The sequence below is a fragment of the Streptococcus mitis genome (genome assembly GCF_023109105.1).
Classification (GTDB): domain Bacteria; phylum Bacillota; class Bacilli; order Lactobacillales; family Streptococcaceae; genus Streptococcus; species Streptococcus mitis_BW.
The window spans coordinates 1-20105 of the sequence record NZ_JALDTZ010000009.1 but is presented as its reverse complement, the minus strand read 5'-3'; the positions used below and the strand labels follow the sequence as shown (position 1 = coordinate 20105).

Here is a 20105-nt window from a genome sequence, read left to right as displayed (position 1 = left end):
TTAGAAATATTAAGAAATCTTTTTGTAATATAATTGTAACATTGAGAATTAAATATGTCAACTATTTATCTAAACTATTTTAAAAATCTTAAATATTTTAGATACATTTACTCCTCCTACTCTTCTATTCGTAATCTAATAGAAAAAACAGATATAAATTCCTATTTTGTTTAAAATTTTTTAAACCACTCCTGTGTAATCGCTTGCATTTTTGTCAAAGGAATATAATAATAGTGAACTAGGATATAGGAGATATAGGTTTATGTCAAACAAGTATTACAAATATCTGCCTTGGTTGATTTTGGGAGCTATTGGCTCTTATCAAACAGCCACTTACTATGCGCGAACTGCATTTGATGTCTTCTATCTGACTACAGTCTTTATGATTGTCTATATCGCTTTTTATTTTTACATGAGAACTATCTCAAGTATCAATACAAAGACTTCTTTACTCACATGTTGAGCAATCCTAAGAAAAATAGGCACACTAAAAGCAATCGCAACAACAAAACCATCTCATGATGGTACATAAAGAGGTCGGGAACTTGATTCCGACCTCGCTTTTTATTTCAATCGATAGGTTTTTCTTGGTTTCTTTTTAGGTACTCGTTTGAGTCCAACTTCTTCTACATATTCTCCGTATTTTACGAGGAAATTATTGCTGACGATTGGACGACCGGGATTGATAAGATTGACCAGTTCAGTTCCTTCGTAGACAGTGAACTCCTCCTCCAGCAGATAGAGGAAGGTCGGATTCCAGTCAAGTCGCCCTTGGATTCGTTTGATGGATTCTTGGATAATGGCATAATGGTCAAAAGCGAAGGCTTGCTCTTCCAACTCCACTCCCTCTAGGTAGCATTTTCCTGTCTGAAAATCGACATCTACGAAAACGACATCCTTGGCATCGTCTCCTGCTTGAACAAGTTCTAATGCACGGCTAGGCAGATAAACCAAGTGGGCAATGGTCACAGTCCAGCCACGTGGGTCACGGCCGGGAGTCGATACAGTCATCAATTGCTCGATTTTTTCTAAAGGAAGATCGAGATTGACTTCTTCTCTCACCTCACGCTGACAGGCATGTGCAGCATCTTCACCCTTATCCATAAAGCCTCCAACCAGAGCCAAACAATTTTGATAAGGGTGAGCCTTGCGACGAATTAATAAGAGCTTGATCTTTCCTTCGACAAAGCAGTAGGCTACCATATCCACCGTCACACTTGGCTTTTCATATTGAGGGAGTTCTTGCTTGTAATACCAGTCTAAAAATTCTTCCTGACTGGCATGGATTTCAAAATATTCTCTTTCCGTCATCCCAGCTGGAATCATCGTGTCCGTCATTTTATGCCTCCTTACGAACTGCCTTGGTCCATTGGTACCAACCTACTAGACTATTGAGTGTGTAAACCCAGTACATCCCTTGGATGTGTATATTTTCACCCCACCAGAGGTAGATACTAAAGAGATTGGTTGCAATCCAGAAAATCCACTGCTCACGGTAGAGACGTGTCATCAAGAGCTGACCAACACCATTGGTCGCATCCGTTACACTATCACGGAATGGGCGAGCACTATGAATACTTTGGTAAGCTAAGCCCATACCAATCCAAATAATAGCAGTCAATGCCAAGTACTTGAGCCAATCAACCAGACCAAGTTTCTTAGCTTCAAAGTGAGACTCCTCTGGTTTTCCTTGTTCATTGATCCGATTAGACAACCAAGCATAGAGACCAATCGGTTGCATGACAAAGAAATAAACTGTCGTCAAAACTTCGCCATAAAAAGTCGCATTCATAGCCAAAACCAAATAGATAGCAGAGTTAATGGCCCCAAAGAGATAATTGCTTGCACGCCCTTCTGCTACCAAGATAACACAGACAATCCCAGTCCAAGATGCAAACAAGCTTAACCAATCGTGACTATCCGTATTTTGAGTGAACTCCAAGATCAAGGGAACACTTGACAAGGCGATGAGATACAACCACTGGAAGAGACTACGGCCGACAAAGAGATCTTTCCAGAGCAAGTGCATGATTCCTGCAAAACCAATCTTGCGGGCTTCTGCATGGACATTTTTAAAGTTTTCGATAAATTGTGTGATTTTTTCAGTTAGTTTTTTCATAATTTTCTCCTAATCTGCTTGGTAAATGGCATCAATAGCCACTTTTGCTGCTTCATAATTTCCTAGATAATCCTCAGCTAGATAAACTAGTGGAATGTTTGCTAAGTAGCGCTCCCTCATCTGATCCAAATGCTGGGAAAAACTGTGACGAATATGGTCTTCAGCCATGGTCATATCTCTAAAGCCATCATTGATATAGGAGCCGACAGGTTGCACAAAGAGGATTAAATCCCATTTTTCCTTAGCCAAAATCGAGGCAAAGAGATTGTCAAAGGTTTCTCCTGATAAGTCCTCTTGATCCTCAGTCTCCATGTAATAGTCATAGTAGCCCTTGGTTACTAAGGAGTTGGTGTCTGCTATCACCAGTCCCCTATTGGCATTGCTATCGATTAACTTAGAGGTCTGGTCATACTGCCCCAACAGGAGATAATAGTAATCTTTTGGAGTCAATTCATCGTCGCGGACATTGTTTTTGATCTGGTACTCACGCGCGTATTCCAAACTGACTGGTGCATCGTAATACCTTGCCAAATCCTTGGCCAGAGTGGTCTTCCCATTGCTGGCACTTCCCATAATCAACACTTTCTTGGTAAACTGACGTCGGAAAGGTTGAGCGATATATTTCCAATATTTGCTTGGATTTTCTCGAATCATAGTCGCTGAGATTCCAAACTTTCTTTCTTGTAAAACAGTCTCAAAACCACGATTAGACAATTCTTGCTGGTAGCTTGCCTCTCCTACAAAAAAGATTAGCTCCTCAGCAGTCTGGTCATAGGAAATGGCCTGCAACATCTGATCCAACCACTCCTGCCAACCCATAGGGTAACGGGGAAGATTGGTCTCATCTAACTTACAAACCGAGGTCAACTCGTCATCACGAAAAGCCTCTCGGATATAGCGAAATCTTTTTTGAATCGTTAAGCCTACCTGTTCCCCTCGGTCTCCCTCATAGCCTGAAACGACAACCCAAACCTGGTCACACTGCCGCTTCGCTCGCTGGATCAGATCGATATGACCTTGATGAAGCGGAGCAAAGGTCCCAAAAACCACTGCTGTTTTCTTTTTCATAAACACATTACCTTTTTATAGTTTTTAATATTTACCTTATATATGTTTTTATTATAAACTATATTTTTGTTTTGTCAATAGTTTTTTATTATTTTTTATAAAAAACTAGCAAAAAAGAGAATCAAGATTGCTCCTGATTCTCCATTTTTATGCAATATCAAATTTTAACTGGCCTGCTTTGACACCAATCTTAAGTGTACTGCCTACCACTAATTCTCCCTTAAGAAGAAGTTCTGCCAACTTGTCTTCCACTTCTGTTTGTAGGGTTCTACGAAGTGGACGAGCTCCCATCTCTGGGTCATATCCTTGATTTGCCAACAATTTCAGTGCCGAAGTTTGTAATTTCAAGTCAATGCCTTTTTCAGCCAAACTTGCCACTAAAGGTTTGACCATAATCTTCACCACTTCCTGCATATGATCACTAGATAGGCTATGGAAGACCACCTTTTCATCAATACGGTTAATAAACTCAGGTCTATAAGCCTTTTTCAACTCTTCAAACATCCGTTTTTCCATATTCTCCTGGTCAAAACGAATTTCCTTAGCCCCAAAACCAACTGTCTTGTCATCACGAAGGGCAGTTGCACCAAGGTTTGACGTCATGATGATAATGGTATTTGAAAAGTCGACCTTTCGGCCCTTGCTATCGGTCAAGACACCATCATCCAAGACCTGCAAGAGAACATTAAAGATATCTGGATGGGCCTTCTCTACCTCGTCAAAGAGCAAGACTGAATATGGTTTATTGCGAACCTTCTCGGTCAACTCTCCACCTTCTTCGTAACCCACATAACCCGGAGGAGCCCCATTAAGGCGACTAGCCGCAAATTTCTCCATGTATTCACTCATGTCAAAGCGGATAAGAGCTGATTCGTCATCAAAGAGAACTTCTGCCAGAGCCTTGGCCAATTCTGTCTTCCCGACACCCGTAGGTCCTAGGAACATAAAGGAACCAATCGGACGTTTGTGACTGCGAATCCCAGACTGGTTGCGGCGAATGGCACGACTGATGCTAGAGACCGCTTGTTCCTGTCCGATAACTCGCTTGTGGAGTTCAGCTTCAAGATTGAGATACTTCTTGGCATCTGTTTGGGTCAATTTTTGAACTGGAATACCTGACAAGCGACTCAAGGTGGTCAAAATGTCTGATTCTGTCACCAAGTCTTTATAGACAGGCACTTCCTCTTCTTTTGCGATTAGCTGGGCTGCTTGTTTCCACTTGCCATCCATCAAGGCCTTGTCAGCTGGACTCAAGCCAGAATCGTCTGCTTTTACATGTTTCGCCTTATTTTGTACTGTTGCCGCTGCCTCATCCAAGAGATCAATAGCAGAGTCTGGCAAATGACGACTAGTCAAGTAACGATGTGCCATCTTGACGGCTGTTTCAACCGCTTCATCTGTAATTTGCACACGGTGATGTTTCTCATAAGTCGCCTTCAAGCCTTGCAAAATGCTCATGCTGTCGGCTACATTTGGCTCTTCAATCGTCACTTTGGCGAAACGACGAGAAAGGGCTGCGTCTTTTTCAATGTGTTTTTGGTATTCTTCCTGAGTGGTGGCACCAACCGTTCTCAAAGTTCCACGCGCCAAGGCTGGTTTCAAGATATTGGCTGCGTCCAAAGTCGAATCAATTCCGCTACCAGAACCCATGATGGTATGGAGTTCATCGATAAAGAGAATGACTTGGCCATCTTCTTCAATATCCTTGATGATATTGTTCATGCGCTCTTCAAAGTCACCACGGAAGCGTGTCCCTGCCACGACATTCATCAAATCAAGCTCTAACACGCGCATCTTAGCCATTTCCGCAGGCACGTCACCACTAGCAATACGCTGGGCAAGACCAAGCGCCAGAGCTGTTTTCCCGACACCCGCATCTCCAACCAAGACAGGATTATTCTTGGTCTTCCGACTCAAGATTTGAATCATACGAGAGATTTCCTTGTCCCGACCAATGACTGGCTCTAACTTGCCAGAACGAGCTTGCTCTGTCAAATCATGCGTATAGTCCTCGAGACCACCACTCGGAGTCTGGGGCATGCCCATCATATTAGCCATAGAATTTTGCTTGTCAGCTACTGTACGATGGCGTTGACGTAAAGCCTTAAGATCTTCACGAGTCCAACCTGCACGTTCTTCTAGATTTCGACGTAGAGCTGCAATCTTGACCTGATCTTTCTTGTCTTCATAAGAAAAACCAGCTCTCTCCAAGATACGAGTCGCCAAGGCATTGCCATCATGTAAAATCGCATAGAGGACATGCTCTGTCCCTAGCACCTTAGCATGGACCACTGACGCTACATACTCTGCTTCATCAAAGAGAACCCGCAAACGATGGGAGAACGGCAATTCCGTAAAGGTTTCATCTTGTCTATAGTCCGTTTCAGTCAGTTCCAAAGCGACCTCTTCTAAACGGTCCATTTCATATGGATAATCATTTAAAGTCGCCCCAGCCACACTATAACTGTGATTGGACATGGCAATCAACAAGTGCCAAGACTCTAGGTATCGAGCTCCAAAATGGCCAGCAACCATGTAGGCACTTTCGATACATTCATTCAATGCTTTTGAATAGTTCATCTTACTTCTCTTTTCTATCTACCTCTTGTATGACCTGTCGTAGCATATTAGCACGAACAACTGGAGCTTCTTCTCCTAGAACGCGATCCAAAGCTACTGCCATCAACAAATTCATCTCCTGCTTGGTCATCAATTCCTGCTCAACCAAAAGCTGCAGAATATCTTCATAAATTTCTTGACTAACTCGCTCGCCAATCGAATAAAGCAGTTCTCGAAGCATTTCATGATGACTAGAAAACTCAATCCGTCCTATACGAATATAGCCTCCTCCTCCACGCTTACTTTCAACCAAGTAGCCTCTACTTTCCGTAAAGCGTGTCTTAATCACATAGTTAATCTGACTAGGAACAACCTGAAAGGTATCTGCCAACTGACTCCGTTGCAACTCCACAATTCCAGATTGATCTAAAATTGCCTTGATGTAGGCCTCAATATGATCCGATGTATTTTTAAATCTCATAACAAACCCACCTCTCTCTTTAAACCTTGACTATCTTTGACTATTATACCGAAATTTTCTCATTTTTAAAAGAAAAAGGGCGCTGGTAAAGGATAATCTTCACCAAGTCCCTATTTTTCTACTTATCTAAGCCTAATTCAGCCAAGATTTGACGTTTGTAGGCAATCTTTTGAACTTCCTTGTCCTCATTTTCAGACCAATCTAGTTTAATTTCTGAAACAATCTGCCCAGGACGATTTTTCAAGATATAGATGCGATCGCTGAGATTGAGGGCCTCCTCGATACTATGCGTGATGATCAAAGTCGTTAGTTGCAACTGCTTGTGAATCTCCAGATACCAAGCATGGAGTTCCATCTTAGTCATCTCATCCAAAGCGCTAAAGGCCTCATCTAAGAGAAAGAGCTTGTGCCCGAAAAGGTAGGTACGGAGTAAAGCAACACGCTGGCGCATCCCACCACTGAGTTCATGAGGATACTTATCCCTTACAGCCGTCAACTGAAAGGTAGCGAGGATTTCATCTGCTTTGGCAATGGCTTCTGCCTTATCCACTTTTTGAATCAAAAGGGGCAGGATGATATTACCAAGAACTGTCTTATGTTCTAGGAGCAAATCCTTTTGGAGCATATAGCTCACGCGCCCCTTGGGATTTTCCTCCCCGTCAAGAATGATTCGGCCAGACTGGACTTCTAAAATCCCTGCAATCAGGTTAAAGAGAGTGGTCTTGCCTACACCACTGGGGCCTAGGATAGAGACCACTTCACCTGAAGTCACTTGCAGATTAATATCCTCTAAAATCTTTTCATTATCGTAGGCATAGCTTACATGTTCTAGTCTAATTTCTGTCATTATTTTACAAATTCGTTAGTGAATCCTTTATCAGTCAAGTCTTCCTTGAGGATACCATTTTCTTTATCCCATTTGTAGAAGGCATTCCAGCGATCAGCATCAAATTGTCCCCATTTTTCCTTGTCACTTGCATATTCTTTTGACAAGTATTTTTGAGATTCGATGACGAAATCACGTTTTTCCTTAAGTTCAGGGGCATTCTTGATGAGGATATCTGCAGCTTCTTCTGGGTGTTCCATAGCGTATTGGTAACCTTTTTTGATAGCTTGGATGACTTTACGAGCTTCTTCTTTGTTGTCTTTCAAGTAGTCGTTGTTGGCAATGATGACTGGTGAGTAGTAGTCAAACTCTTTAACGTAGTCTTTCAAGTACATGAAGTTAGCATCTACGCCTTGAGATTTAGCAAGGATCCCATCCCAACCGTAGTAGATCCAAGCAGTGTCAAAGACACCATTGGCAATTGGTGTGATAGAGTTTGAGTCGTTGTTTGGTACTTTTTCAACCTTTTCAAAGTCACCACCTTGAGACTCTACCAAAGTTTTCAGCATCGCAAGTTCAGTTGGGTCATTCCAGGTTCCGTATTTCTTACCAACCAAGTCTTTTGGACTGGTTACATTATCAGATTTACGAGAGATGATTCCTGATGTATTGTGTTCTACGATAGCTGCAACGGCTGTAATGCCTGCCCCTTTTTCCAATTTCTTAGCCATGTAGTCTTGGAAATACACTGCAAATGGTGCCTTACCATTGATCACCAAGTCAGAAGAGCTTTCTTCAGGTGGCAATTTCAAGTCAACATCCACTCCAGCTTCTTTAAAATAGCCTTTTTCTTTGGCAACATAAAGCCCTGTGTGGTTAGTATTTGGTGTCCAATCTAGGATAAAGTCAATCTTCTTGAGTTCTGCTTCTTTGTTATCCTTAGAAGCAGTTCCTTGGCCACAGGCTACAAGTACAACAGCTACAAGGGCTGTTACAATCGTTAAAAACACTTTCCATGTTTTCTTCATTTTGATTTCCTCTTTTCTTTTTCTAAAACGCTCTATTTTAAGTACGTTTCCATTTAATCACATATTTTTCACTAATATCAACCAGCTTCATACCCAGAAGGCTGATCAGCGATACCAGAATAATAATCGCGAACATGGTATCATACTGAAACAGTTTTTTGGACTGAATCATGTAGACACCAAGTCCTTCAAAGCCTCCCAACCACTCAGATACCACTGTTGTGATAAAGGCATAGGAGACACTGACCCTCAGACCTGCATAAAAGTAGGGCAGACTGACAGGGATTTTAAAATGCCACAGGATTTGCCAAGGATTGGCCCGCATCAAACTAAACAAGGTCAGCATATCCTTGTCACAATGCCTAAAACCATCTAAAATACTTACGATAATAGGGAAGGTTGTCGTCAAGATGATCAAGACAATCTTGGGCAAGATTCCATAACCCAACCATAAAATCAGGATAGGGGCTATGGCAATTGTCGGTATGGTCTGGACAACTACCATCATGGGGTAAATCAAGTCATTGAGCCAACTCAGACTATCCATAAGGACGGCCATGATACAGGCTATCAAGACACCCAACACCAAACCTAATAAGGCTACTCTCAAGGTTGCCCAACTATGGTACCAGAGAAATTCTCTGTCACGAACAAAAGACTGGAGGATCTCAAGTGGAGTCGGTAGGATGAACTTTGGTAAGAGTTTTAAGAATCCCGCCACCTGCCAAACGGATAAGACAAACAAAAATCCTAGCAGACTAATATGTCGTCTCATTATACTTTTCAAGTTTCTCATCGATGCTTAAAATCTCTCCTACATTTATTTTCACATTGGCAAAAACATTGTCTGCTTCTTGCCCCGCCACTTCTAACGCTTCTTTGAGAATTCGCATAAGCTCATCAAATTCTCCCTCTAAAACTGTTTCAAAGGGTGTCACCACCATGGTCACTCCTTGGGTTTGCAGATAGGCAATAACCTTATCGATAAGAGCTACGCGGTCAATCCCTTGTGACAGGGGCAGGACTTGTAAAGCAATGCTTGCTTTCATTAAAACCTCCTTCTAAGTTACAGTTTTTCTTTGTAAAAAAAAGAAAAACCTCTTTCATATATGAAAAAGGTGCAGAATTCGGCTAAGTATCGTTCCCTACGCTGGCATTACCCAGATCAGGTGCGGTCGAAGCTTAACGCTTCCTCTCAGACTGTACACAGACTCCCATATATTATATGGAAATATGATAGCGCAAAACAAAAAAAATGTCAAGGAAACTGCTTACAGAAAAGAGCAGGAAATTTTCCTACTCCAATTTTCTATACTCGTTCTCCATCACTATTTACTCTGTAGCCATCCACCGTCGTATTAACAGCTAAGGCGCCCGAAGAGTAAGAATAATACCACTTACCAGAGACTTGATACCATCCCGTTTTCATTGCCCCCGAACTATCCAGATAATACCAAACCCCATTTTCCTTTAACCATCCTGTCTGCATTTCACCTGATGATTTCAAATAATACCAACTAGAACCATCCTTCAACCAACCTGTTGATTTAGACCCATTTGATTTGAAATGATACCAACTACCATTTATTTTCTTCCAACCAACAGTCAATCCATTATTTGAGCTATAATTAGAGCTATTTCCTGGTTGATTCTGATAATTCTGTGAAGAAGTCACTTCCTCTAGCTGGATATAACGACGACTTCCGTTATAAGCCGTATAACTCAACCACTTGTATCCGTCTTTTTCGAGAATCTGATCATAATGAACATTCTCCCCAGGATAATAGTAATCAATCGCAGTTGCGCTAGCTAGAGGCTGATTTTTGATAGCTGACCTAGCCTTGAAAAAATGTGTTCCTCCTGTTGAAGTTGAGGATTGACTATTCCCTGCACTACCTCCAACTAAATCTTTAAAATGAATAAATCCAGTCATGGTATTGGCCTTCACGACGCGCTTATTGTATGATTCCCTGATTCCATAGTTGTATTCTTCAATCTCAATCTCATCTCCCACTACATTTGACACCCATGCAACATGACCATAAGTTCCTGCAGTAGACCAAGCAATGGAGCCAATCGTTGGTGTATTATCTACACGGTACCCTTCACGACGAGCACGATAGCCCCATTCATTCGCATTTCCATAAGCCGCCGGAATCTCAAAACCATTGACATTACTCAAACGAAAGGCTGCAAAAGAAGTACACTGACGAGAATACATGCGCCACTTGTCAATCTCCTGGCTTCCATTTTTATAATAAGCAGGATAATCATCTCCACGCGCAATCGATCCATTTCCTCCAGAATAGGCATAGACACTATCACCTGCTGCTAGCATCAATCCTACTACTAAAAAAGGAACAACCTTTTTAACTGATTTTCTAAAAGAAAACCCTGTCTCTGTTACTTTAAATGGTGAAATTTTCATTCTTCCTCCTTGAAAAATAATATAAGTTGAAGATTACCTTCACTTAAACTATTCGGAGAAAAAAGAAAAAGTGAGAAAATTTCTCACTTTAGTCCAGATAATGAATCAAATTCTTTTCTGTAAGGATATCTGAGTAAGTAAAGGATTCAACATAAACATTAGCTTGTTTATCTCCTTCAACGTTCCCAAATTCAACGATAAACAGGGATGGATAAACCTCAATTAACTTACCCAATCTATTTTTTTGGCGCTTACGACCATTCTCCAAAGTCATTTCTACGACTTGTCCCTCATGTGCCTTGATTTCTTCTTTGATTTTTTTCATCTTGGCTACATCTGTAAATGCATCTGACATCTTATGCCTCCCTCTTTGAGATACTTGAAAATTTATTGTATTCTTTTTGGAAAATCAATTCCACCGTTCCACGAGCTCCACTACGGTTTTTCTCGATAATAACCTCTACCTTATTATTTGGTATACCTTCCTCTTCTTCACCACCACGCTCATAGTAGTCGTCGCGATAAAGAAAGGCTACGATATCAGCGTCCTGCTCAATAGACCCAGATTCACGAATATCAGACAAGACTGGTCTCTTATCCTGACGTTGTTCTACACCACGAGAAAGCTGACTTAGAGCGATTACTGGAACTTTCAGTTCTTTGGCTAGGATTTTTAACTGACGAGAAATTTCAGAAACCTCTTGTTGTCGATTTTCTCGACCAGTTCCCGTGATAAGCTGCAAATAGTCAATCAAAATCAAACCAAGATTTCCAGTTTCTTGGGCCAGTTTGCGTGAACGCGAACGAATTTCCGTGATCCGAATTCCTGGAGTATCATCGATATAGATACTCGCGTTGGCTAGGTTCCCTTGAGCAATGGTATATTTTTGCCATTCCTCATCGGTCAATTGACCTGTACGGATAGAATGGGATTCCACCAAACCTTCTGCCGCAAGCATACGATCCACTAGACTTTCCGCACCCATTTCGAGCGAAAAGATAGCAACCGTTTTATCCAACTTAGTCCCAATATTCTGAGCAATATTCAAGGCAAAGGCTGTCTTACCAACCGCCGGACGAGCTGCTAAGATAATCAACTCCTCCTCATGCAAGCCAGTCGTCATATGATCTAAATCACGATAGCCTGTCGCAATACCTGTAATATCGGTCGTTTGTTGAGAGCGAGCTTCCAGATTTCCAAAGTTGACATTCAACACATCTCGAATGTTCTTAAATCCACTTCGATTGGCATTTTCGCTGACATCAATCAACCCTTTTTCTGCCTGAGCAATGATTTCATCAGCTGGCTGCGAAGCCTCGTAAGCTTGATTGACAGACTCTGTCAACTTGGCGATTAATCGCCGTAGCATAGCCTTTTCTGCAACAATTTTAGCATAATACTCCGCATTAGCAGAAGTTGGCACAGAATTGACAATCTCAACCAAGTAAGACAGACCACCAATATTCTGCAAGTCACCTTGATTATCAAGAATGGTACGAACCGTTGTTGCATCTATAGCATCGCCACGATCGGATAAATCGACCATAGCTTGGAAAATCAAACGATGGGCATACTTAAAAAAGTCTCGAGACTCAATATATTCTCGCACAAAAACAAGCTTACTCTCGTCAATAAAGATAGCCCCTAAAACGGATTGCTCAGCTAAGATATCTTGAGGTTGTACCCGTAACTCTTCTACTTCTGCCATCAGACTTCCCTTCCTTTTACAATCTTGTCAAGAAGGTGTAAACTTATCCTTCTTTCACACGAAGATTGATTACACTTGTGATATCTTGATAGATTTTCACTGGTACATCAATCAAACCAACTGCTCGAATCGGAGCTTGTACTTGAATATGACGTTTATCAATCTTAATTCCAAATTGCTTTTGCAATTCCTCTGCAATCTTCTTATTGGTAATAGAACCAAAAGTACGGCCATCTGGACCAACCTTTTCAACAAATTCTACAACAGTTTCTTCTGCTTCAAGTTGGGCTTTAATTGCTTTTGCTTCTGCAATCATCTCAGCGTGAGCTTTCTCTTCAGATTTTTGTTTACCACGAAGTTCACCTACAGCTTGAGCAGTCGCTTCTTTGGCTAGATTCTTTTTGATAAGAAAGTTTTGCGCATAGCCTGTCGGTACTTCCTTAATTTCGCCTTTTTTACCTTTTCCTTTAACATCTGCTAAAAAGATTACTTTCATTCTTCTTTCTCCTTTTCCTTTATTTCATTTAATACAATTTCTGTCAGTTTTTCACCTGCTTCTGACAAGGTTAAATCCCTAATTTGAGCTGCTGCCAAATTAAAGTGGCCTCCACCTCCCAGCTCTTCCATAATTCGTTGTACATTCAGTTTACTACGACTTCGAGCTGAGATAGAGATAAAGCCTTGTGTATTCTTGGCAAGAACAAAACTCGCTTCAATACCTGACATAGCTAACATGGCATCTGCTGCCTTACTAATAACAACTGTATCATAGCATTTCGAGTCCTTAGCCTCTGCTATTAATACATCAGAACCTAATTTATGCCCCTGTAAAATAAGTTCATTGACCTCACGATATTCTTCAAAATCTGTCGCAGCAATTTCCTGGATAGCAATACTATCACTTCCGCGCGTTCTGAGATAGCTAGCAACATCAAATGTCCGACTAGTCACTCGTGAGGTGAAATTTTTAGTATCCAACATCATACCAGCCATCAAGACACTGGCTTGCATACGACTCAAACGATTTTTCTTAGAATTTTGGAACTGGATCAATTCCGTTACCAACTCGCTGGCACTACTTGCACCACTTTCGATATAAGTAATAACTGCATTGTCTGGAAAATCCTGATCCCGTCTGTGGTGGTCAATGACAATGGTTTGAGTAAACAAATCATAAAAATCTTTTGATAGAGTTAGAGCTGTCTTTGAATGGTCTACAAGAATCAACAAAGAACGATTGGTCACCATTCCCATTGCATCCTTAACAGATAACAACTTCGTAACTCCCTCTTTTTCTAAGAATGAAACAGCTCGTTCAATATCTGGTGACATTTGATCTTCATCATGAATAGCATAGCTATTTTCAGTCACATTGCTGGAAAATAACTGCATACCTACAGCAGAACCCAAAGCATCCATATCTAGATTTTTGTGACCAACTACAAAAACCTGATCCACACTCCGAATCTTATCTGAAATAGCCGTCATCATAGCGCGCGTACGGGTACGGGTACGCTTGGTTGAGGCAGCAGACCCACCACCAAAATAAACAGGATTTTTCGTTTCGTCGTTTTCCTTGACAACCACCTGGTCGCCACCACGCACCTCAGCCAAGTTCAAGTTGAGCAAAGCAACTTTCCCTATCTCATCATGATTTCCATCACCATAAGAAAATCCCATACTTAAGGTCAAGGGCAACTGTCTCTGTTTCGCCTCTTCTCTGAAAGCATCAATAACAGAAAATTTATCATTCATCAATTCCTCAAGTACCGTATAGTCCGTAAATAGATAAAAACGGTCCATACTCACTCGACGGGAGAACATGGCATGCTTCCCAGCAAATTCTGAAACAAAATTGGCCACAAAACTATTGATATGACTGATATCAGACTCCGATGTTTCATCTTCTAAATCATCGTAGTTATCAACCGAAACTATCCCAATAACCGGACGACTCGTGACTAACTCAACAGTCGCTTCGTATTCTCCAGACACATCAAAGAAGTAAAGAACTCCAGACACCTTGTCCATATGAACCGAATAGCGGGTCTCACCCAAGATGGCATAAGAACCTGGATTCCCCACAGAAGCCTTGATAATTGTTTGAATTAATGCCACATCAATTTCGCCCACTTCATTAGTCAAAATCAATTCAGCATAAGGATTAAACCATTCAACTTCACCTGACGACAAGTCTAACTTAATAACCCCAACAGGCATCTGTTCCAACAAGGTTGTCAAACTATCTTCAGCTTGGTGGTTTACATACTGGATTTGTTCTACTTCACTCCTTGAGTAGTAATCTCTCTGATGAATGAATAATAAACTATATGAACCCAAAATAAGTAGCAAAAGAAATAGCGTTACTAGTGTATTCGTTACAAAAACAAGTTGCACAGATAGCACTCCGAACGCCACTATTCCTAATATTAAGGGGAAAATAGGACTTACATAAAATTTTTTCATTCCAAACCTCTTGGCACCCATTATACCATAATAACCACCAAAAAGCGACTTTTTAAAAGTGTAATCAGTAATTCTATCAATTATAAGAAAAAGGAGGTTTACAACTCAGTAAACCTACCTTTACACGTATTCTAATTAAGATTCTTTAACTTCTAACAAACCAATTTCGCCATCTTCACGACGATAAATCACATTAGTTGTTTGATCTTCAGCATCCACATAGATAAAGAAATCATGTCCCAATAAATCCATCTGTAGAATAGCTTCTTCCAAATCCATTGGTTTTAAATCAATTTGTTTTGAACGAACAACTCTCGACTGGACAACATTTGGATCTTCCACCAAAGCATCTGTAAATAATTGACTAGTTGCTACCTTATTTTTATTTTTACGCTCGATTTTTGTTTTATTTTTACGAATCTGACGTTCAATTTTATCAGTTACAAGATCAATTGAACCATACATATCTTGAGACACATCTTCTGCACGAAGAGTAATAGAGCCAAGCGGAATCGTTACTTCTACTTTAGCAGTTTTTTCACGATACACCTTCAAGTTAACTCGAGCATCCAACTCTTGCTCAGCTTGAAAATACTTTTCGATCTTTTCGAGTTTAGAAACTACATAATCACGAATTGCTTCTGTTACTTCTAGGTTTTCACCACGGATACTATATTTAATCATATGAGTACCTTCTTTCTAAACATTTTTGTTTTTCTAATTTCATTATAACGCTTTCATTTTATTTTTGCAAATTTTTTCCTCATCTTACAAGGGAAAATGTTTTTACATCCTCAGCACCAGCCTCTTCCAACAGTTTCTTCACACGATTTATAGTTGTTCCAGTAGTATAAATGTCATCTATAAGTAGAATTTTTTTAGGAATAGTGACTCCACTTTTAATAAAGAAAGGAAGTTCTGTCCCTAAGCGCTCTGAGCGATTTTTAGAAGAACTGGCTCGCTCTTCTCTCTTATCTAATAAATCCAAACACGCAAAGCCTGTCGCCTGTACCAAGCCTTCAACCTGATTAAATCCTCTGTCAAGTAATCTTTCAGAACTTAGGGGAATGACTACAAATTGATACTCTTTGTACTTTTTCAACTCCTCACTTAAAACTGAAGCGAACACTTTTCTTAAAAGGAAGTCCCCATCAAACTTATACCGACTGAAAAAATCCTTCATAGCTTGATTGTAAGTAAAAATCGCTCTATGACTAACCTCAACTCCTTCTTTACACCAAAATTGACAATCTTGACACTTTGTTGACAAACCTATTTTCATACAGTTTGGACAGTGCTCTTCTCTAATTCTTTCAAAAGTAAAATCACAGTCTGAACAAAGATATGAGTCATCAATCCTCAGCAGTAAGAGACTACTAAAAGTTAAAACAATCTTTATAGTCTGCCCACATAACAAACACTTCATAAACCTGCCTCCTTATTCATCTGCTGAATTTCCTTAATTGCCTTCTTGATTGAAGCATTTAACCCATCATGGAAGAAAAGCAAATCTCCTGTCGGTCTATCCATGCTTCGTCCAACTCGTCCACCAATCTGAATCAAGCTAGATTTGGTAAACAGGCGATGATTGGCCTCTACTACGAAAACGTCCACACAAGGAAAGGTAACTCCACGCTCCAATATCGTCGTACTGATAAGTATTGTCAGTTCTCTATCTCGAAAAGCTTGTACCTGCTCTAATCGATTTTCTGTGATAGAAGATACAGAGCCAATTTTCTCATTTGGAAATTTCTCCTGTAAGATTTCTTTTAACTGCTCCCCTTTCTTAATTTCTGAAGCAAAAATGAGTAACGGATAACCTGTCTTTCTCTGCTTCTCAATATAAGATTTTAACTTTGGCGACAAACACTTCTTATCTAAATAGCGATTAAAATCCGACAACCAAACAGGTTTAGGAATAATCAGAGGATTTCCATGAAATCGTCTTGGCAAACTCAATCGTTTTAATTCTCCTAAACGAACCTTCCTATCTAACTCATAGGTAGAAGTCGCTGTTAAAAAGATTCTCAGCCCATTCTCCTTTACACTATTCTTGACAGCGTAGTAAAGCGTGGGATTATCAACATAAGGAAAAGCATCTACTTCATCCACTATCAGCAAATCAAAAGCTTGATAAAATTTCAATAACTGATGGGTCGTCGCAACAACTAATGGTGTTCGAAAATACGGCTCTGATTCTCCATGTAGGAGTGCTATCTCGCAAGAAAAATCCTTTTGCAGACGCTTGTATAGCTCCAAACAAACATCTATGCGAGGACTGGCCAAACATACTGCACCACCCGCATTGATCACTTTAGCCACTACTTGATAAATCATTTCTGTCTTTCCAGCTCCTGTCACCGCATGAACTAAAGTTGGCTCTTGCTTGTCTACTGCTTGAATCAGTCCCTCTGACACCTTCTCTTGAAAAGGAGTTAATTGACCACGCCATTTAAGAACATCCTGCTTCGGAAAATCCTCCTGCGGGAAATAGTACAAAGCTTGATCACTCCTGACTCGCTTCATAATTAAGCACTCCCGACAATAGTAAGCACCGATGGGCAAATACCATTCCTCCAGAATAACACTATTACAACGTTGACAAAAAAGTTTCCCCTTCTCCTTTCTCATTGCTGGAAGCTTCTTCGCTAACTGACGTTCCTCTTCTGTTAATTCATTCTCAGTAAACAATCGACCGAGATAATTTGGATTTACTTTCATACTTCTTTATTCGTAAAAACCTAGCGCTTTAGATGATTTTTTAGTACAATTAAATCATGGAATTTAGAACAATTAAAGAGGACGGTCAAGTCCAAGAAGAAATTAAAAAATCACGCTTTATCTGTCATGCCAAGCGTGTTTATAGCGAAGAAGAGGCTCGTGACTTCATTACTGTCATCAAAAAAGAACACTACAAAGCTACGCATAACTGCTCTGCCTTTATTATTGGGGAACGTAGTGAAATTAAACGTACAAGTGATGATGGTGAGCCCAGTGGTACTGCTGGAGTTCCCATGCTTGGGGTACTAGAAAATCACAATCTTACTAATATCTGTGTGGTAGTAACACGCTACTTTGGTGGTATTAAACTAGGCGCTGGAGGGCTAATTCGTGCTTACGCAGGCAGTGTGGCCTTAGCTGTCAAGGAAATTGGCATCATTGAAATAAAGGAACAGGCTGGCATTGCTATTCAAATGTCTTACGCTCAGTACCAAGAATACAGTAACTTCCTTAAAGAATATAATCTCATGGAGCTTGAGACAAACTTTACAGATCAAGTCGATACGATGATTTATGTTGATAAAGAAGAAAAAGAAAATATTAAAGCTGCACTTGTAGAGTTTTTTAATGGGAAAGTCACTTTAACTGATCAAGGTTTACGTGAAGTTGAAGTTCCTGTAAACTTAGTGTAAAAAAAGGAGAAAATATGGCATTTGGTAAATTCATTCAAGGACTCGCTGGTAACTTTAGCGAGCAAAACAAAGAAACTCTTATCAAAGAATATGGACAATATCTACTAGAAAATGAAGAAATCCAAAGTGGATATAAACTGATTCGTGACTCAATTATATTTACAAATATCCGCATTATCTTTACAGATAAACAAGGTGCTACTGGTCGTAAGATGTCCGTTAAATCAATTTTTTTGATGAATATTGTTAACGTTGAAATGGAAACTGCAGGAGCAGGCATAGATGATAGTGAAATTACTATTACTTATTTAGAAAATGTCTTTCTAAAAGCACATAATGAGCATTTTAGTGCTCATAAATTTGAATTCCCTAAGAAAACGGATATCGTTCCACTCTATACCTATTTACTAGAGTTAGCTTATCACAATCGCTTAAAAATTAATGGCTTAGACCTATGATATAAAAAAATCCTATCGCTCCGATAGTATTTCTATATTTTACAAATTTTATAGATAGCGTTATACTAGAAATATCTTATACAAAGAGGTATTCATATGTCTATTTATAACAACATTACTGAATTAATCGGACAAACACCGATTGTTAAACTCAACAACATCGTGCCAGAAGGTGCTGCGGACGTCTATGTAAAGCTTGAAGCATTTAATCCTGGTTCATCTGTAAAAGACCGTATTGCCCTTAGCATGATTGAAAAAGCTGAGCAAGACGGTATTCTGAAACCAGGTTCTACTATTGTTGAAGCAACAAGTGGAAATACTGGTATTGGACTTTCATGGGTAGGTGCTGCTAAAGGATATAAAGTTGTCATCGTTATGCCTGAAACTATGAGTGTAGAACGACGTAAGATTATTCAAGCTTATGGTGCTGAACTCGTCTTAACTCCTGGTAGTGAGGGAATGAAAGGTGCTATTGCTAAAGCTCAAGAAATCGCTGCTGAACGTGATGGTTTCCTTCCTCTTCAATTTGACAATCCAGCTAATCCAGAAGTACACGAAAGAACAACAGGAGCTGAGATATTAGCTGCTTTCGGTAAAGATGGATTAGATGCCTTTGTTGCTGGAGTTGGTACCGGTGGAACAATTTCTGGTGTTTCTCATGCACTCAAAACAGCAAATTCAGGTATTCAAGTTTATGCAGTAGAAGCAGATGAATCTGCTATTCTATCTGGTGAAAAACCTGGTCCTCACAAAATTCAAGGTATCTCAGCTGGATTTATTCCTGATACACTTGATACAAATGCCTATGATGCTATCGTTCGTGTAACGTCAGACGATGCTCTCGCACTTGGCCGTGAGATTGGTGGAAAAGAAGGATTCCTTGTTGGTATTTCTTCAGCTGCAGCTATCTATGGAGCCATTGAAGTTGCTAAGAAATTAGGTACAGGTAAGAAAGTCCTTGCTCTTGCACCAGATAACGGCGAACGTTATTTGTCTACAGCACTCTATGAATTTGAAGTGTAGTCTCCTAAATGCGCTTAGCCCTTATAATAGGGCTTTTTGTTTACCTTGAAAAGTAGAAACCTCTCCCTATAGGAGTCTACTGCATAGAAAAAAGGGGCTCTATAATATTTGTAGTGGGTAAATCCCCTATGGATATTATGGAGCCTATTTTGTTGTAGAAAAAAGTCCCATAAGATCTATAATGAAAAGCAACCAAACCATCATTAGAAAGATTCATGTGGAACAATTACATTTTATCACAAAACTGCTCGATATCAAAGACCCTAATATTCAGATTTTAGACATCATCAATAAGATACACACAAAGAAATCATCGCTAAACTAAATTATAATGCCCCATCTTGTCCTGATTGTGGAAGTCTAATGAAGAAATATGACTTTCAAAAACCGTCGAAGATTCCTTACCTCTAAACGACTTGCAAGCATACTAAAATCCTTCTGAAAAAACGCCGTTTTAAGTGCTATCAGTGCTCAAAAATGGCAGTCGCTGAGACTTCCCTCGTCAAGAAAAATCACCAAATCCCTCG

General features: G+C 40.1%; 20 protein-coding genes, 2 pseudogenes and 1 riboswitch. Of the genes and pseudogenes, 5 read left to right on the top strand and 17 right to left on the bottom strand.

What is annotated here, in order from left to right:
- The first annotated feature begins 262 nt into the window (after positions 1 to 262).
- A pseudogene (locus M1F37_RS06405) lies at positions 263 to 522 on the top strand (hypothetical protein).
- Between the two features lie 42 nt (positions 523 to 564).
- On the opposite strand, the gene M1F37_RS06400 reads toward M1F37_RS06405, so the two are convergent.
- From M1F37_RS06400 to M1F37_RS06320, 17 genes are all read right to left on the bottom strand, one after another.
- Positions 565 to 1338, bottom strand: a complete 774-nt coding sequence (locus M1F37_RS06400) for an NUDIX domain-containing protein (protein ID WP_247935176.1) — start codon at positions 1336 to 1338, stop codon at positions 565 to 567.
- A 1-nt stretch (position 1339) separates the two neighbouring features.
- A complete protein-coding gene (gene pnuC / locus M1F37_RS06395; protein ID WP_247935175.1) occupies positions 1340 to 2119 on the bottom strand; it encodes a nicotinamide riboside transporter PnuC in 780 nt (259 codons plus the stop codon).
- A gap of 9 nt (positions 2120 to 2128) precedes the next feature.
- Entirely contained in the window at positions 2129 to 3187 is a 1059-nt protein-coding gene (locus M1F37_RS06390; protein ID WP_247935174.1) for an AAA family ATPase, read from the bottom strand.
- Positions 3188 to 3334: 147 nt separating this feature from the next.
- Positions 3335 to 5767: an ATP-dependent Clp protease ATP-binding subunit gene (locus M1F37_RS06385; RefSeq protein ID WP_247935173.1), complete on the bottom strand. Its 2433-nt coding sequence runs from the start codon at positions 5765 to 5767 to the stop codon at positions 3335 to 3337.
- Between the two features lies 1 nt (position 5768).
- Positions 5769 to 6227: a CtsR family transcriptional regulator gene (locus tag M1F37_RS06380; RefSeq protein ID WP_247935172.1), complete on the bottom strand. Its 459-nt coding sequence runs from the start codon at positions 6225 to 6227 to the stop codon at positions 5769 to 5771.
- 118 nt (positions 6228 to 6345) lie between these two features.
- Positions 6346 to 7074: an ABC transporter ATP-binding protein gene (locus tag M1F37_RS06375; RefSeq protein WP_247935171.1), complete on the bottom strand. Its 729-nt coding sequence runs from the start codon at positions 7072 to 7074 to the stop codon at positions 6346 to 6348.
- Entirely contained in the window at positions 7074 to 8081 is a 1008-nt protein-coding gene (locus tag M1F37_RS06370) for an ABC transporter substrate-binding protein (protein WP_247935170.1), read from the bottom strand. Before M1F37_RS06370 ends, M1F37_RS06375 begins: the two co-directional genes overlap by 1 nt.
- Before the next feature lie 37 nt (positions 8082 to 8118).
- The gene (locus tag M1F37_RS06365; RefSeq protein ID WP_247935169.1) at positions 8119 to 8877 is read right to left on the bottom strand and encodes an ABC transporter permease; all 759 of its coding nucleotides are present in this window, start codon (positions 8875 to 8877) and stop codon (positions 8119 to 8121) included.
- Positions 8840 to 9130, bottom strand: a complete 291-nt coding sequence (locus M1F37_RS06360; RefSeq protein ID WP_247935168.1) for a thiamine-binding protein — start codon at positions 9128 to 9130, stop codon at positions 8840 to 8842. Before M1F37_RS06360 ends, M1F37_RS06365 begins: the two co-directional genes overlap by 38 nt.
- A gap of 76 nt (positions 9131 to 9206) precedes the next feature.
- Positions 9207 to 9309, bottom strand: a riboswitch (TPP riboswitch).
- A gap of 81 nt (positions 9310 to 9390) precedes the next feature.
- Complete coding sequence (gene cbpD, locus M1F37_RS06355; protein WP_247935167.1) at positions 9391 to 10509, bottom strand: SH3 domain-containing protein; 1119 nt, start codon at positions 10507 to 10509, stop codon at positions 9391 to 9393.
- 88 nt (positions 10510 to 10597) lie between these two features.
- Positions 10598 to 10864, bottom strand: coding sequence for a Veg family protein (locus M1F37_RS06350; protein ID WP_001278169.1), 267 nt, complete (start codon positions 10862 to 10864; stop codon positions 10598 to 10600).
- A gap of 1 nt (position 10865) precedes the next feature.
- Complete coding sequence (dnaB, locus tag M1F37_RS06345; RefSeq protein WP_000852490.1) at positions 10866 to 12218, bottom strand: replicative DNA helicase; 1353 nt, start codon at positions 12216 to 12218, stop codon at positions 10866 to 10868.
- A gap of 43 nt (positions 12219 to 12261) precedes the next feature.
- Positions 12262 to 12714 (bottom strand): 50S ribosomal protein L9, encoded by a 453-nt coding sequence (gene rplI, locus M1F37_RS06340; RefSeq protein WP_000864214.1) that lies wholly within the window; start codon positions 12712 to 12714, stop codon positions 12262 to 12264.
- On the bottom strand, positions 12711 to 14684 hold the full coding sequence (locus tag M1F37_RS06335; RefSeq protein ID WP_247935166.1) for a DHH family phosphoesterase: 1974 nt from the start codon (positions 14682 to 14684) through the stop codon (positions 12711 to 12713). The genes rplI and M1F37_RS06335 overlap by 4 nt, the downstream gene beginning before the upstream one ends.
- A 135-nt stretch (positions 14685 to 14819) precedes the next feature.
- Positions 14820 to 15368 (bottom strand): ribosome hibernation-promoting factor, HPF/YfiA family, encoded by a 549-nt coding sequence (gene hpf / locus M1F37_RS06330; RefSeq protein WP_247935165.1) that lies wholly within the window; start codon positions 15366 to 15368, stop codon positions 14820 to 14822.
- A gap of 79 nt (positions 15369 to 15447) precedes the next feature.
- A complete protein-coding gene (locus M1F37_RS06325) occupies positions 15448 to 16110 on the bottom strand; it encodes a ComF family protein (protein ID WP_247935164.1) in 663 nt (220 codons plus the stop codon).
- Positions 16107 to 17405 carry a DEAD/DEAH box helicase gene (locus M1F37_RS06320; protein WP_247935163.1) on the bottom strand — a complete coding sequence of 433 codons (1299 nt, stop codon included), beginning with the start codon at positions 17403 to 17405 and terminating at the stop codon, positions 16107 to 16109. Before M1F37_RS06320 ends, M1F37_RS06325 begins: the two co-directional genes overlap by 4 nt.
- Positions 17406 to 17461: 56 nt before the next feature.
- On the opposite strand from M1F37_RS06320, the gene M1F37_RS06315 reads away from it, so the two are divergent.
- The 4 genes and pseudogenes from M1F37_RS06315 to M1F37_RS06300 all read left to right on the top strand — a co-directional run.
- The gene (locus M1F37_RS06315) at positions 17462 to 18097 is read left to right on the top strand and encodes a YigZ family protein (RefSeq protein WP_247935162.1); all 636 of its coding nucleotides are present in this window, start codon (positions 17462 to 17464) and stop codon (positions 18095 to 18097) included.
- A gap of 14 nt (positions 18098 to 18111) precedes the next feature.
- Positions 18112 to 18555 (top strand): PH domain-containing protein, encoded by a 444-nt coding sequence (locus M1F37_RS06310; protein WP_125827384.1) that lies wholly within the window; start codon positions 18112 to 18114, stop codon positions 18553 to 18555.
- Between the two features lie 96 nt (positions 18556 to 18651).
- Positions 18652 to 19578 (top strand): cysteine synthase A, encoded by a 927-nt coding sequence (gene cysK, locus M1F37_RS06305; protein ID WP_247935161.1) that lies wholly within the window; start codon positions 18652 to 18654, stop codon positions 19576 to 19578.
- Positions 19579 to 19795: 217 nt separating this feature from the next.
- Positions 19796 to 20105 (top strand): annotated as a pseudogene (locus tag M1F37_RS06300) (transposase family protein); the annotation flags it as partial.

What these genes read in the sequence shown, in the direction of transcription:
- M1F37_RS06400 (WP_247935176.1), bottom strand. Translation starts at nt 1,338, where the DNA reads ATGACGGACACGATGATTCCAGCTGGGATGACGGAAAGAGAATATTTT.
- pnuC (WP_247935175.1), bottom strand. Translation starts at nt 2,119, where the DNA reads ATGAAAAAACTAACTGAAAAAATCACACAATTTATCGAAAACTTTAAA.
- M1F37_RS06390 (WP_247935174.1), bottom strand. Translation starts at nt 3,187, where the DNA reads ATGAAAAAGAAAACAGCAGTGGTTTTTGGGACCTTTGCTCCGCTTCAT.
- M1F37_RS06385 (WP_247935173.1), bottom strand. Translation starts at nt 5,767, where the DNA reads ATGAACTATTCAAAAGCATTGAATGAATGTATCGAAAGTGCCTACATG.
- M1F37_RS06380 (WP_247935172.1), bottom strand. Translation starts at nt 6,227, where the DNA reads ATGAGATTTAAAAATACATCGGATCATATTGAGGCCTACATCAAGGCA.
- M1F37_RS06375 (WP_247935171.1), bottom strand. Translation starts at nt 7,074, where the DNA reads ATGACAGAAATTAGACTAGAACATGTAAGCTATGCCTACGATAATGAA.
- M1F37_RS06370 (WP_247935170.1), bottom strand. Translation starts at nt 8,081, where the DNA reads ATGAAGAAAACATGGAAAGTGTTTTTAACGATTGTAACAGCCCTTGTA.
- M1F37_RS06365 (WP_247935169.1), bottom strand. Translation starts at nt 8,877, where the DNA reads ATGAGAAACTTGAAAAGTATAATGAGACGACATATTAGTCTGCTAGGA.
- M1F37_RS06360 (WP_247935168.1), bottom strand. Translation starts at nt 9,130, where the DNA reads ATGAAAGCAAGCATTGCTTTACAAGTCCTGCCCCTGTCACAAGGGATT.
- cbpD (WP_247935167.1), bottom strand. Translation starts at nt 10,509, where the DNA reads ATGAAAATTTCACCATTTAAAGTAACAGAGACAGGGTTTTCTTTTAGA.
- M1F37_RS06350 (WP_001278169.1), bottom strand. Translation starts at nt 10,864, where the DNA reads ATGTCAGATGCATTTACAGATGTAGCCAAGATGAAAAAAATCAAAGAA.
- dnaB (WP_000852490.1), bottom strand. Translation starts at nt 12,218, where the DNA reads ATGGCAGAAGTAGAAGAGTTACGGGTACAACCTCAAGATATCTTAGCT.
- rplI (WP_000864214.1), bottom strand. Translation starts at nt 12,714, where the DNA reads ATGAAAGTAATCTTTTTAGCAGATGTTAAAGGAAAAGGTAAAAAAGGC.
- M1F37_RS06335 (WP_247935166.1), bottom strand. Translation starts at nt 14,684, where the DNA reads ATGAAAAAATTTTATGTAAGTCCTATTTTCCCCTTAATATTAGGAATA.
- hpf (WP_247935165.1), bottom strand. Translation starts at nt 15,368, where the DNA reads ATGATTAAATATAGTATCCGTGGTGAAAACCTAGAAGTAACAGAAGCA.
- M1F37_RS06325 (WP_247935164.1), bottom strand. Translation starts at nt 16,110, where the DNA reads ATGAAGTGTTTGTTATGTGGGCAGACTATAAAGATTGTTTTAACTTTT.
- M1F37_RS06320 (WP_247935163.1), bottom strand. Translation starts at nt 17,405, where the DNA reads ATGAAAGTAAATCCAAATTATCTCGGTCGATTGTTTACTGAGAATGAA.
- M1F37_RS06315 (WP_247935162.1), top strand. Translation starts at nt 17,462, where the DNA reads ATGGAATTTAGAACAATTAAAGAGGACGGTCAAGTCCAAGAAGAAATT.
- M1F37_RS06310 (WP_125827384.1), top strand. Translation starts at nt 18,112, where the DNA reads ATGGCATTTGGTAAATTCATTCAAGGACTCGCTGGTAACTTTAGCGAG.
- cysK (WP_247935161.1), top strand. Translation starts at nt 18,652, where the DNA reads ATGTCTATTTATAACAACATTACTGAATTAATCGGACAAACACCGATT.